Annotated in this window: 5 protein-coding genes and 1 tRNA gene; 3 read left to right on the top strand and 3 right to left on the bottom strand. The window is 63.8% G+C overall.

The window, feature by feature from the left end; all coding sequences use genetic code 11:
- Positions 1-71: 71 nt before the first annotated feature.
- Positions 72-368 carry a hypothetical protein gene (locus ACPDIT_RS10605; protein ID WP_423443303.1) on the bottom strand — a complete coding sequence of 99 codons (297 nt, stop codon included), beginning with the start codon at positions 366-368 and terminating at the stop codon, positions 72-74.
- A gap of 1,056 nt (positions 369-1,424) precedes the next feature.
- On the opposite strand from ACPDIT_RS10605, the gene ACPDIT_RS10600 reads away from it, so the two are divergent.
- Both ACPDIT_RS10600 and xylB read left to right on the top strand, forming a co-directional pair.
- Positions 1,425-4,256: an HYR domain-containing protein gene (locus tag ACPDIT_RS10600; protein ID WP_423443301.1), complete on the top strand. Its 2,832-nt coding sequence runs from the start codon at positions 1,425-1,427 to the stop codon at positions 4,254-4,256.
- 927 nt (positions 4,257-5,183) lie between these two features.
- Complete coding sequence (gene xylB / locus ACPDIT_RS10595) at positions 5,184-6,746, top strand: xylulokinase (RefSeq protein WP_423443300.1); 1,563 nt, start codon at positions 5,184-5,186, stop codon at positions 6,744-6,746.
- 130 nt (positions 6,747-6,876) lie between these two features.
- Here the strand turns inward: xylB and ACPDIT_RS10590 are convergent.
- A tRNA-Pro gene (locus tag ACPDIT_RS10590) sits at positions 6,877-6,954 on the bottom strand.
- A gap of 1,466 nt (positions 6,955-8,420) precedes the next feature.
- Here ACPDIT_RS10590 and ACPDIT_RS10585 point away from each other — a divergent pair.
- Positions 8,421-9,308 carry a DUF1559 domain-containing protein gene (locus ACPDIT_RS10585; protein WP_423443298.1) on the top strand — a complete coding sequence of 296 codons (888 nt, stop codon included), beginning with the start codon at positions 8,421-8,423 and terminating at the stop codon, positions 9,306-9,308.
- A 238-nt stretch (positions 9,309-9,546) separates the two neighbouring features.
- On the opposite strand, the gene ACPDIT_RS10580 is transcribed toward ACPDIT_RS10585, so the two are convergent.
- Positions 9,547-13,479 (bottom strand): autotransporter-associated beta strand repeat-containing protein, encoded by a 3,933-nt coding sequence (locus ACPDIT_RS10580; protein WP_423443296.1) that lies wholly within the window; start codon positions 13,477-13,479, stop codon positions 9,547-9,549.
- Positions 13,480-14,074 lie beyond the last annotated feature (595 nt).

Here is a 14,074-nt window from a genome sequence, read left to right as displayed (position 1 = left end):
CACGCCGACAAGCGGAGAGTGCGCCGCCCAGGCTTGGGGGTAGTGTTGGTCAATTCTCCGTTGGGGTGGGATTAAGGCGGTTTCCATTTGGGGGTGAATTGGGGTGGGTATTGCCCCCGGCGGGTCCACTGCAGCGGTTGGGCCAGCAGCCGTTGGAGCTGCAAGAGCCGCTCGGCCCGGACCGGATGCCCGCTGCGAACCTGGCGTTTGAACCGCCGGTGGATTTCCATCTTCTTCTCCACCGCGCCCGAACCGGCTTGACCGCAGGCGCCCGACGCCCTCGACCGGCGCGCAGGCGGGCCGGGATCTGGCGCCAGGCCGTCGGTGCCGTGGCCGTTGGCCTGCCGGTAGCCGACCAAGGCCTCCAACGCCTTGGGCCGTTGCTAGCGCAGGGGACTGGTGCGCAGCGTTTCCAGGGCGGCCTGTCTGTCGGCGTTCCAGATCGGGCGCATCCAGCCGGTGGTATTCGTCCTGGTTGGGGCCGGTGAAGGCGCGCACCGCTTGGGCCAAGTGCCGGCGGTCCAACCGCCAGGGCCGGTGGTGGAAATCATCCTGCCGCAGCCGCCGCAGCCCTTCGTCCCCGTCGCTCCACAGCACCTGAAAGTCTGGAGCCCAGACTCGGTGGCCTTGCAGTTGGAACTGGCGACCGAACAGGGCCAAGGGCTGGGTGGAAACAAGCAGGTGCTTGTTTTGGAGGCCCAGGCTGCGGGAGCCCCGAGCCCGATAGCGACGCTGCCCGCCGGTGGAATGTAACCCCAGGTGGAGCAGGAAGTGTCGGACAAGACCGCGCCGGTTCCGCTGCTGGGCTTTCCGCCAAGTGGAATCCAGTTCGCTGCTCCGAGCCGGGACCTTCTTGGGATGGGCCGCTGGGGGCGGGCTTTTGTCCCGTTCCACCAACAGGCGGTCCCCGTGGTGCTCGACCGAGGCCCAGAGCACGCAGGCGCTGAGGCAGAGGCCGATCCAGCGGGAAACACTCCGCGGGGCTGGACAGTAGGTCTGTCTGACGGCCGCCTCGCACGCCGTTGAAAAAGCCCGAGATTTCCAGTAAGCGCCTGCGCGACTGGTTGACTTGGACGCGCGGGTTTCCGATCAAAGCTTTCCAACATTCTGTTTGTTCGGGTAGCGACGGTGCCCGAGGAGACCATGTAACTCCCCATGTGGCAGCGAACTACTTCCACGTGTTGTCGTTTGCGTACATCTCCATTTTTTGCTGTCGCCATGACAATGTACGAACATGCTCTCGTTTGCCGGGCTGCATAAACGCTCTTGACAGTCGCGGACCGCCAGCATAAACAACTTGTATTAGCTGGTGCGACGCCAGCATTTGGGCAACCCTTGACCCAATGTGCTTCGGCGCTTCACCTACAGACTACCGTCACTAACCGCCTAAAGTCACTACGTTATCGAGACCAGGAGAGCCCATCATGAAAGCAAGAGCTCAACTCACCGCCGCCCTCCTCGTCTGCACTGCTACTGCTGCGGTCTCTGCAGCAACCTTCACGGTCACAACCACTGCCGATAATGGCCCAGGAACACTCCGGTGGGCGATTGAACAGGCCAACGCCACGCCCGGTTTCGACACGATCGCGTTTAACATTCCAGTGGCGCCGTATACCCTTCAGCCGCTCACCCCTTTGCCGCCGATCACGGATCCGGTCGCCATTGACGGTACGACGCAGCCTGGCTTCCTCGGCACACCAATCGTGCATCTGGACGGAGCGCTCGCCGGCCCTGGGGCCAATGGTCTGCTCATAGTGAGCGGCTCCAGCCTCGTCCGGGGGCTCGTAATCACCAGATTTCACCTCAGCGGCATCCGCCTCGAGGGAACGTGGGCCTCGCCCAACGGCACCAACAGAATACTCGGGAACTACATCGGTCTCATGCCCGACGGCCTAACCCCCGCGGGTAACGGCATCGAGACCAGCCCCGAATACCCGGCTCACGCGGGCATTCTAGCGTTTCACTCTGACGGCAATGTGATAGGCTCGCCGGAACCAGGACAAGCCAATGTCATCTCCGGGAATAAATGGAACATCAACCTAGAGTGGAGCGCTCGCACCACGGTCCAATACAACAAGATCGGGACGGACGCCACCGGGACTCGAGCGCTTTCGAACCCCACCGGCATTATTCCGCCCGAGGGCCTAGTAGGCTATCATTATGCCGGAGGGATCAAGGCCGAGTACGCCCCCGACACAGTGATTCGCAACAACTTGATCTCCGGCAACACGACCGAGCCACTGGGCTTCTGGCAGCAAGCATGCGGCATTTTCTGCTCCTGGGAATGCCACCGGACTCGAGTCGAAAGCAATTTTATCGGCACTGACCTCTCGGGCCGCATGCCTCTTCCAAATCAATGGGGTGCCTGGGTGGTCGGCGATGATTGTGTAATCGCACATAACCTCATTTCGGGGAATGTCCTGATTGGCTTGTTTGCCACAGGACTGAGACATCGTATCGAAAACAACTTGATAGGTACTGACATCACCGGCCAGACGGCGTTAGGCAACGGGCTCGTGGGCCTGCAGCTCTACTTCGGTCATCAGGCTCTCGTGCGACGGAATGTCATTTCTGCCAATGGCTATCGAGGCATCAGCGTCACAGCGGACGACGTCGCTATTGTAGGGAACTATATCGGAACGGACAGCACGGGCACGAAGGCTTTGCCCTACCAACACGAAGGCGTGTTCGTCTTTAATCCCAATGTTCGTATCGGCGGCACCAACGACGCGGACCGCAACATTATCTCGGGAAATGATACTGGCATTAGACTCATGAGCAGTGGGGGGCGTGTTCAGGGTAACTTCGTGGGTACCGACGTATCGGCTACGGTTGCGCTGCCCAATGGCGTGGGAATGTATCTCTCCGATTGCGCCCAAAGTAACCTTATTGGTGGTACGAGCGCCAATGCGCGCAACGTTATTTCGGGGAACGCGCGCCATGGTATCCTTGTTCTCCACACGGAGACCTTCGGCAATCGCATCCAGGGAAATTACATCGGCACCGACCGAACGGGGCTCTCGCCGCTGCCTAACGCTGATGGGATAGCGATTGGTGCCGGAGCCCATGACAACACGATCGGTGGCGAGGAAACCGGAGCCGGAAATGTGGTTGCGTTTAACGTGCACTGTGGGATCGGCGTTGGCCACGCCCCGTGGGAAGCTGGCCCTTATGCGGTCCGCAATCGGATTCTGGGTAACAGCATTCATTCTAACGCCGGAGCGGAAGACCATCCAGTCTATGGTATCTTCCTGACCATGCCGTACATTCGCTGGGAAATGATTGAGAATGATCCTCTGGACATGGATGAGGGGGTCAACAAGCTGCAAAACTTTCCGATCATTCAAAATGCCTCCAGCACGCCCACGGGTACAAGGGTGCAGGGCTTTATTCACAGCACGCCCCAGACCACATTTCGGATTGAGTTGTTCGCGAACCGAGAGTGCGACGCGTCGGGGTATGGTGAAGGCGAGCGTTTCCTTGGCGCGACAGATGTCACCACGGATCAGAATGGGAATGGCCGGATTGATGTCTGGTTGCCGGTGTCTGTTCCAGTAGGCTGGATTATTACGGCAACCGCTACCGACCCGGAGGGGAACACATCTGCTTTTTCGCCCTGCGGGCAACCAGTCGTGCAAGGGGATGCGGAACCGCCCGTGATTCATTGTCCTGGTGAGATTCGGGTGCATTGCAGTCCAGATCCACTCGTGCCTGTAACGTTCGCTGTAAGCGCGAGCGATGGGGTGGATCCCTCGCCGCTCGTGACGTGCGATCCACCATCCGGCAGTGGTTTTCCGGTTGGCGAGGTTGTGGTCACGTGCACGGCGAGCGACGCAGCGGGCAACGTGGCAGCGTGCTCGTTTAAGGTCATTCGCGCCCCACTGGAGTTCGATGGCTTTCTACCGCCAATCGGTGGCTCGGATGCCACAGGCGGCAGCTTCTTTGCACCCCTTCAGACGTTTAAGTTCGGCAGTACCATCCCCGTGAAGTTTAAAGCGTTCTGTGGCGGCACGCCGGTGGTGGCAGGGGTGCATCGGCTCCAAGTGGTCAAGTTTAGCGACGCGACGACCGCAGCGGAGCCGATTGATGCGACACCACAAGACGCTGCCACTAGTGGAAATCAGTTCGTATATAGCGACGGCGTGTGGCGGTTCAACCTAGACACGCGCCAGAGTGGTATGAGTAAGGGTATCTGGCAGTTGGTTGCCACGTTGTCTGACGGAAGCCAGCATCGGGCATGGATCCAGCTGAAGTAGGGGAATGACAAGGGAAAAGCCGGGGCATTCTGCCGCTTTGCGACAGCTATCGGCAGCCCCCATGACATGTACTGGGGGGCTTAAGTGGCGTATCAGGGCGGTGAGAAAACGCACACATCCTCGGAAAAACGTCAGCGCGCAGGGGAGGTATAAGAGGAAGTCATTACGGACGCTCATTTTGCCACGGTAGTTGAGACAAGCGGCTGCAGAACGAGGGTGGCGGCGGGCCGGCTCCCGTGGGAGAGCGGATAGGTGTTGTGTGGCGTGAGCGCGGAGCGCTCAAGCCGTCACCTTCGAAAGGATATCCTCCGAGACTTGGTAGCCGGGATAGGGGGAGAGTTCTTTGGCCGCGGCCTCTGGCGGGTCCGGCTGACCATGGGCGGTGCCCTGTGCAACCTATGAAGACGCGAACGCGCGGAAGCGCTGGGACTGATGTGCTGGTCGTAGTTCTCTGGGGACGGGGAAAGCACGGGGATACAATGGCGGCCGTGCGGCGCAAGTGGAGTCTGCAATGCTCCGTTTGAGGGGGTTTGGCATTTGGGAAGCCAAGGAGTGTGCGGAGGGGGCGGTGGCGAAGATCTAGGAAAGTGTTTTTAAGCGAGCTCATCCTTGGGATCGCCGGTTGGATTTGGCCTCAACTTCTCTAGGGGCTTGACGGGCAAGAAAGTATAGCAGGGAGTGGGAAAGGCAGTTCCCAACGGAACACGCTCCAATCTCCTCATAAGACCGAAGCCTATTCTCCGAGCTCGAGTTTTTCCACACGCTTCCGGGCGGGCCGAAAATGGAAGGTGCAGGGGGACCTTCATTCCTGATGGCGATCCGAATGGGCCATGCAATCGCCGGTGGCACTTCCAAAAAACGGCCATCCCGCTCCCGAGGCTTCCGGCCGCGAACTCCTTGGGGCCGACCGCTAAAAAAAGGCGTGAAATGTCGCCCTGGCCGCGCTACACAAGCCGCATGCGCTCTTTGCTCATCGGCATCGACAGCGGAACCCAATCCACCAAGGCACTGGTCGTGGATGCACGCAATGGTCGCGTCCTGGGCGCGGGTGCTCAGGCCTATGACCTGATTCCCAACCTCCCCCCCGGCGCCAAAGAACAACATCCCCACACGTGGCGCGACGCCACCATCAAGGCCGTGCGCGCCGCCCTGCGCCAGGCGAAGGCCCGCCCGGCCGAGGTCGTCGCCATCGGTGTCTCCGGACAACAACACGGGTTTGTCCCTCTCGACAAGGACGGCGAGGTCATCCGACCCGCCAAGCTCTGGTGTGACACCTCCACGGCGGCCGAATGCGAGGAAATCATGGCCGCCCTCGGCGGGTTCAAAGCAACCCTCCGCCTCCAGGGATTGGCCATCCTGCCGGGTTTCACCGCCTCGAAAATCCTCTGGCTCAAAAAGCACGAGCCCCACAATTACGCCCGCCTGGCCACCGTCCTGTTGCCGCATGATTACCTGAACTTCTGGCTGACCGGCGAACGGGTCATGGAATATGGCGACGCCAGCGGGACGGCCCTGCTGGACGTGCGGCGACGTCGCTGGTGCGAGGCCACCGTCAGGGCCATCGACCCGGACCTCATGCAAAAACTGCCCCCGCTCATCCCCAGCGATCAGCCGGCCGGGCGCCTCCGCCCCGAGGCGGCGCGACAACTGGGCCTGGAACCGGGCGTGCTCGTCAGCGCCGGCGGTGGCGACAACATGATGGGCGCCATCGGCACCGGCAACACCCGCCAGGGCATCGTCACCGCCAGCTTCGGCACCAGCGGCACCATCTACGCCTGCTCCGAAAAACCGGTGGTCGATCCCGCCGGCGAGATCGCCGCCTTCTGCGACTCCACCAACCGCTGGCTGCCCCTGCTCTGCACCATGAACGTCACCGTGGCCACTGAAATGATGCGCCAGGACTTCGGTTACACCCACGCACAGTTCGAGAAAAAGGCCGCCAGCGTGCCCCCGGGCGCACACGGCCTGCTGTTGTTGCCCTACCTGGAGGGCGAACGCACTCCCAACGTACCCGAAGGCACCGGCGTGCTCCTGGGCGTGACCCCCCGCACCTTCACCGCCAGCCACTTCTGCCGCGCCGCCATGGAAGGGGTCACCCTGGGCATGAACTACGGACTGCGCCGCCTCGCCCAGCTCGGGGTTCGGGCCGGTCAGATCCGCGCCACGGGAGGAGGCTCCAAATCCAAACTCTGGCGTCAGATCATGGCCGATGTGTTCAACGCCGAGGTCGTCACCCTGAAAGTCAGCGAAGGCGCCGCCTACGGGGCCGCGCTGCAAGCGCTGTGGTGCTGGCGCCTCCAGAAAGGCGAGAAGGTTGCCATCCACGAGATCACCGATGCCTTCGTGAAGCTCAACCCGGCCGAGACCACCCAGCCGCGTCCGGAAGCCGTGGCGGTGTATCAGGAACTCCAGGCCCTCCAGGACGAACTGTCGCAACGGCTCCGACCGCTGTTCCCACGCCACCGCCAGTTCGTCTTGCGCGGAACCTGAGGCGGCTGCATCGCCTCGCAGTTTCCCGAATCAACCGCCCGAGATGCGCGCCGGCACCGACGTGCGCCGCCCGCCGTCGCCTGCCCCGGTCCGGAACCGCCCCTGGAAAAACCGAGCCCGGAAAAAGGAGTGGTCGGGGCGGCGAGATTTGAACTCGCGACCTCTTGCACCCCAAGCAAGCGCGCTAGCCAGGCTACGCTACGCCCCGACCGTTCTCGAGTGGAGGCAAGGAACGCCGTCCGCAACCACACTACCACCGGTGGACCCGTCAACTCAACCCCGATTTCCGAGCCCTTTGGGTGAGCGGCGCATTTCCGTTTTCGAGCTGCGACTTTAGAGGTCCCCATGAAATGCCTCTTTCCGTCGGATCGCCGAAGACGTCTGAGGTTGCGCAGAGCTTTCGGACAAGTCCTCAGCTTGAAAAGCGCCAAACATCGGGTCTGCGGGGATGGTGAGCTCCGCCTGAGTCGATGTTGCAAGCGTTCCTGCCTCCGAGGCAGCGCCTGCCCTTTACATGCCAACGAGCCCCATCAAGAGCCGAAAACGTTGCGTGCCCTCGATGCACGGCGGGATGACTCCACCCGGGCGGTGATTGTGCCGGCACAAGAAGGCACCCAGGACAAGCAGAGGGCTTCGATACCGGGTCCATCGTTGCGCCTTTCGGCGCGTTGCGGGTCCGCCCCGACGGCGCGGCGATTCACCAGCCCAGTGCAACGCCGTGAGCAGGCAGGCCAAACGGATTCATCTCGCCCTGAAAGGGCGGAACTCGGGGTGGCTATGCCCGCCCCTTGTGAAGGGCCCACGGAGGTACGCCCTTTCAGGGCGTGATCAGGTTTAGCGGGCCGAATGCCCGGGGCGCTGCCCCGCGCTTACAAATGGAGGCGCCTTCGGCGCGTTGAGTGTTCCGCGCCACCTGTGGGCAGTGGCGGGCGCGATTCGTTTATGCACCCAAACTCAGAGATCCCCACCGAATGCCATGGTCCCTCGGCTTTCCCGTGCCCGACAGGCGCCCAATGCCCCCGCTTTCGCGGTGTCCGAAGGCGGAAATTGATTGAGCCTGAATCAGTTGGGACTCACCGGTCGCAAACCCCAACGTCACCACGGAGCCCCAGCGCAGCAAGGCCCTGCTGCGCCTCCCGGCTGCCGGCCATGGCACCCCAAAACCCGCGGGGCCATCCTCGCGACAGGCTCACGGACTCTGATGCAGGCCACCGCGTGCGCATCGGTGGGCACGGGCTCTCCCACTTTCCATCGCCCATGCTTCCTTGAGGTCCTCCACACCGTTGCCACCTCCGCGGCTTTCCCAATGCATGCCCAATAGCCACTCGTCGCCAGACCTGTGGACTTCTGGCGCACCACCACGTGGCGTGGCTCCGTTCGTGCCGGATGCATTGCCAACCGCGCCAAAGAGCGCCAAAATCTTCAGCGAGGGTTGCAGACTCCGGTGGCCGGTCAGGCCGGGGCCCTTTCCTGACCGGGTCCCTTGGACTTTTCTCAACCGGAAGATCCCTTTGGGGGCTTCATCTCCGGTGCCGGAGGCGCGGTCTGCTCGGCCGTGCGCGGTGGTGTTCTTCCCGGACGGTTCGTCTCCGGTGCGCAAAACGAGATCCCCCGGCCGCAGGCGGGGCCGCAGCAGCATTGACGAACGTGCCAAACAGGAAGAGAGTGGCGCCGATGTCGGACCGGACCGGCCAGCCCGGAGTTACCCGTCGGCTGCGGCACCTCCCGTCGGCTGTGGCCATGGGGTCGTGGTGTTTCGTCCGGGTGGGGGCGGCCGACCGCCGGACAGGAGAGCGACGGTCCGGGGTCCGCGCCGCGTTCACACTGATCGAACTGCTGGTGACGCTGCTCGTGATCGCAGTCCTGGCGGCTCTGTTGCTCCCCGCCCTGAGCCGCGCCCAAGATCGCGCCCGGCGCATTGCCTGTCTCAACAACCTCAAGCAGTTGGGCCTGGGCAGCGCGATGTACGCGAGCGATCACGAGGGACACCTCTCCGGGGCCACGTGGCGCGAACCCATGGCCGGCCAGGTGCGGGGCCTCCGGACGACGGACCGCCACGTGGCCGACGACGATTTCAACTGGCTGGTTCCCGCCTACGTCCCGGCCGCGTTTGGCCGATCCACTTTCGTGTGCCCCGCCACCCGCAATTTCATTCGCACCAACCTGGTGCCCCACCCGCAAAAACCCGGTCAGTGGCTGGTCCAGGATCTGGCAGACAACGGGGCCAACCCCCAAGCGCCATCGGGCAGCAGCTATGAGGTGTTCGGGAATTTCTCCGGCAACATCAAGAAAACGGAGCTTTCGGTGTTGACCTACGCCATCTCTCGTTACAGTCGCGTCCCGAGGGGCACCCGGCCCGGCCCGGCCCAGATTCTGCTCATGACCGATGCCGACGATACCAGTGGCGCCAACGACGCGAACAATTATCCGGATCCGGCCGACAACCACGGAGCCATCGGTGCCCAGGCGAACTTCTGCGACGGCCACGCCGAGTTCATCCCGCGCCGTCGCTGGCTGCACGTTTGGAATTTGGCCCATGACAGCAACCGTCTGGGCCCGTGAGCCGGGCCGTTCTCGGACCGCCGGCGCGCCGTAGCGGGTGGCGCGGATCTCCCGCCCGAGACGCCAGGGCGCATCGAGGAATCAGCCCGCCCTCGGTTCCACCAGGAAAGCCAAGGCTTCCGTGCCTCTTGCGAGACGATCGGGCGCCGCGTCGCCGCGCCGACCTGGCGTGGGGAAAGCTGCCGGAGAGGCTCTCGCCCCACAAAGGGTTGGTGCCGCCGCGCCGAGCCGCGGCGGCTCAAGGCACGCTCAGGCGATAGAAGAGCGGCGAGACCCCGGGCTCCACCGGGAGCACCTCCTGGAACGCGCCAGTCGCGTCGAACCGGTTGGTTCGTACCGGCCACCAGGCCGCTGCCGGGAGCGCCACGTTCGTGCTGGCCCAGACGCGATACGTGCCCCCTGCAGAGCCGCCACTGCCCGTCAACCGAAGTTCGCTTCCCAGCCAGGTCCAGCCGTCGATCCGCGGCTGTGCCGGAGCGGGCACCGTCACGCGCAAGGTGCCATCGCGCGCCAACCATGTAGTGTCCCATGCCAGATCCGGCCCGGGCGTGGTCGGTTCGATGGCCCCGAAGCTGCCGCTGTACTGTTTGGCTTCGAACAACGGCAGAACGTCGCCTGCCTGCAGGGCGGTTCCCGTGAGATTCAAGCGCAGGGTGCCTCCGAATTGCACCGCCTCGAGCCCGCGGATCTGGTCCGTCTCCAGGGTGCCGCTTCCGGATCGGAAGACATCCATCTCGACCGTTCCTTCCAGGACGAGCACGTTTGTGGCAGTGAGGGAGCCTCGCTTGGCGCCCGCGGGTGCCAGGGTTCCACCCGGCAACACCCGGATCGGGCCGGCGATCACCCCGGTCCCGGTGAGCATTCCTCCGGCCACCCACACTTGTCGGGTCCGTTCGAGTCGGCCTTCGACCTGCAATGTCCCGTTGCTCACGATGGTATCGCCCGTGTGCGAGCTGACGCCGCCCAGGCGCAGAGTGGCCCCGCCCAGCTTGATCAGGCTGCCGTCGCCGCGGATGGGGCTGTCCACGATCAGGAGGTCACCGCCGGCGTTGAACCAGCAGGGCCCGACCAGAGTGATGGGCCCCACCAATCGGTTGGTCCAACTGGCGTTGTTGACCGTGAGGTTGGTTCCGGAACCATGGAGGACAAACTGTTTGTCCCAGGCATTGGTGGTGCGATAGAACTGCAGCGTGGCGCCCGGGAACACGGTCAACGTGCGTTGAGGATTGCCCATGGAGGTCGTCGTTCCTTCGAACGCGAGGACCCCTTGCCGAACTTCGATATCTGCCAGGGCCGGATCCACTGTGACACTGACGATGTACACGCCGTTGGGCCCCACCTTGTAGAGGTTGAGGGGGCGGCCTTCGGTGCTCAATCGGGCCGTGGCCGGATCCCCGGAGCTGCCTCCGGGCGAGCGGATGTCCAGCCGGCCGGTGCCGCCCACGGCCGTGTCGCCTGCCAGTGTCACATCCCGCACGTGCGGGCTGACGTAATTGGGATTGCCGGTGTTGTTCACGAGCGCGCCCTGGCCATTGGCACCCCATCCGGAAAGTGTGACCGGCAGAGCTCCGAGATTCACCCCGTTGACGTCCAGAGTGCCCGCGTTGGTAACCAGCACTCCGGTTGAGGGCAGGCTGTTGGCCGAGAGCACCTGGAGGACCCCTTCGTGGACCTCCACTGCGGGAGTCGCGGTCAAGCCGCTGTTATCTCCGGCGAGGGTCAGCTGCCCGGCACCTTGTTTGAGGAAACGGCCGGCCCCGCTCAGGCTCGCTGCCAGGGTCCCGTCGGTGGGCTGGGCCCACACCAGTGTGCCGTCCAGGGCAACGGACGGTGGCAGCAGATTGGGGCCTGCGTTGCTGAAGACAAGCAACGCGCCCGCCGGAACGTTCAGGAGGGTGCCCCCGATCTGGTTTGCCTGGGTGCCGGCAAAGACCAGACTGCCCCGCAGCAGCGTCAAACTGTCGAATCGGTTACTGCCCGTGTTCTCGATTCGGACAAGGCCGTCGCCTTCCAACACCACACTGCCGCCATCCCACTGACCGGGCCCGACGAACCGATAAGATTTCGTGCTGTTGCGAAACGTGAGGGAGGCGGGCACCAGGGCTTCCTCGACCGTCACCGGCTGAGCGGCACTGCCGGAATCGTCGAATACCACGCCATCCAGGTTGTAGAACCGGTCGGGACCCGTGCCGTTGTTCCAGTTGGCGTCCCCTTGGACGTTCCAGCGGTTGGCCGCACCGTTGCCCACCCAGGTCAGCGTACGGGGCGGGGAACCGCCCACCAGCAATCGGACGGTGCCGGGTTGGCTCGTGTCGAACTGGAACGTGTATCGACTGCGTGCCATCGGCCCGGCCACGTCGAAGCGCGCATCCTCCAGAACCACCTGGGAGGCCCCCAAAAGGGTGTAGGGTTGGGACGTGTCGAAGGATCCCTCCAGAGGGGTCAGCCAGACCTGTTGGGGGCCCCGCACGCGGAGTTGATCGAACGTTTGCACGAAGTCATTTGCGCCGCCCGCGCTTGCGCCCAAGTCGAAGCGGAGCTGTCCCTGATCCAGAGTCAGGCCATGGGTAAGCATCAGTGTTCCAACATGCGCAGGCCCACCGGGCTCCAACGTGGAACCCGGATTCATGCGGACTTCGCCCACGAGCGTGCCGGCACCGGAGAGACGGCGGGCAACGACGAGTCCACCTTCCAACCCGCTCAGGTCCCAGGAGGCCGTGCCATGGATGCCCATGTCGAAGGTGTGGGCCCCGTGCCAGGCACTCCCGTTGACGGCCACCAGTTGGTTGCTGACCGATATCACGGCGGCATTGGTCAACCGACCTCCATCAAGATTCACGGAATCTGCGAACAGTTCCGAGCCCTCGGGCAGCGTCACGCTCCCGTTGGTGATGTTCACGAATACACGCCCGCCCCCGCTGAGAAAGCGGCCTGTGACCAACACCTGGCCCAGGGTGACATTCAGAGTGCCCTCGACCTGAGCCGCCCCGGTCCCGCCACTCACGTGCGCAAGCTCCAGCAACTCGTTCACGCGGATCACGGCCGGACCCACCACGTGCACGGTGCCACGGGCACCATTGGCATCGGGCCGGCTCTGATACCCGGCATACAGCCGGTTCACATCCAGAATTCCATACTCCATCATCCAGTAACCCGCCGGGGTTCCGGTCCCGCTGCCGGTGGTGCTCTTCCCGATGAACAGCGTGTCTACCAGGGCATCCACCAGACCGCCGACAAACTGGGCCGAACCGCGGGCCGGCACGGTGCCGCTGATGTTCTCCGAGTCGGCAATGTTCCATGAAGCGACACGACCCTGCCCGTCAGCTGCACGGAACACCGCCCGGGGTTGGGCAAACGCGTTGGTATGAAACAGAATCGAACTGTCGCCCCCCTGCTTGCCCCGGCCAATCATGATGGAGTCGGTGAAGATCCAGTTTTCTTCGCCCAGGTAGAGGTAACTGGAGTTGCCCCCGTTGTTGTTGCCGCCGCGGCCGCCGATCGCCAACGCCGGGGCTGCCCCGGTCAAAACCAACCGATTCGTTCGCCCCAGCCAGACGGTCCCCGAGGGCCGCGGCGCCACGGGGGATTCCGACCCCACCAACAGGCGTCCGGCAACCCACGTAACCTCCTCGAGGCCGGACAGGTCCAATCTCGCCCGCAGGTTCGGGCCGGCATTGGCGCTGGCTTGCCGCACGGCCACCACCGCGGCGGGATTCGAGATCACCAGCGAGGCTCCCGTGCCGGTGATCGCAGCTGCCACGCTCTGGCCGTTGCCGTTGTCCGATTCCGTGCCCACCAACAGCGCAGTGACCGAACCGGAGCCGCCCAGGACCAGCTGTGCCCGGTCCTGCAGTTCCAGCCGGTGGAAGCCATTGGTTTGACCGAACCACAACGAGCGCACCGTCGCGTTTCCCGGCAACACGACGGTCGTCGAACCTTCCTCCGTTGCTGCGCCCGGATCGAAAAACCGAACGTCGTCTGCCTGGCCGGGCAGTCCCTCTGGCAACCAGTTGGCCGGATGGCTCCAAAACAGGTTCCCGCCGCTGCCTGTCCACTGGTACACGGCCGCCAGCCCGCCGAGGGGCAGCCATCCGAGGATGGCTCCCGCCATCACGACGGAGGTCATGGTGGAGGCGAGAAACCGACGCTGGCCCGACGCGTTCCGTTTCATAAGCACTCTCCAGTTGGGGAAGGGAATGGATTCGGATGCATGCTCCTCTTGGCAATGTCCTGTCCGATTCGGGCCGGCGCGTCGCCCAACGTTTCTTCCCGCCAGGGCCGCACGCGCCGAGCCGCTGTACCCGCCGATAACATTGCCGTACTCAGCCTGCCCCGATTCGTGTCGGCGCGTCCATCCAACATTCGTTCGACGCGGCTCCCGGATCCCAAGGGACCGAACCAACGAGGAGTCGGGCACCGGACACGCGAAACACCCACCCATAAGAACACTTGCAACGCCCGCAGGTCAACCGAAGCGGTGGACACAGCACGTCGCTACAAGGGAACCTTCTGCATGTCCCGTCATACGGGAGCAATGCTTTGCACGCACACGCCCGGCCCTGCTCCGCATGGCAGAACCGGTCCGACCGCCCCTCGCGGCGGCCGATACGTGCCCAGCGACACTAACCCGGCGGACATACCGACACGTCCGCAGGGACATCCCCCTCTTCCGCCAAGTGGATGTCGATCGCACCCGGCCGGCGGGACCCGGGAGCTGCCGGACGCTTCCCCTGCCGCTTGGTGACATCGTGGCTCTTCGGAAATTG

Source organism: Limisphaera sp. VF-2 (genome assembly GCF_049537125.1).
GTDB lineage: Bacteria > Verrucomicrobiota > Verrucomicrobiia > Limisphaerales > Limisphaeraceae > Limisphaera.
Note: the sequence above shows the minus strand (reverse complement) of the source record. Positions and strands in the feature narration are given on the sequence as shown.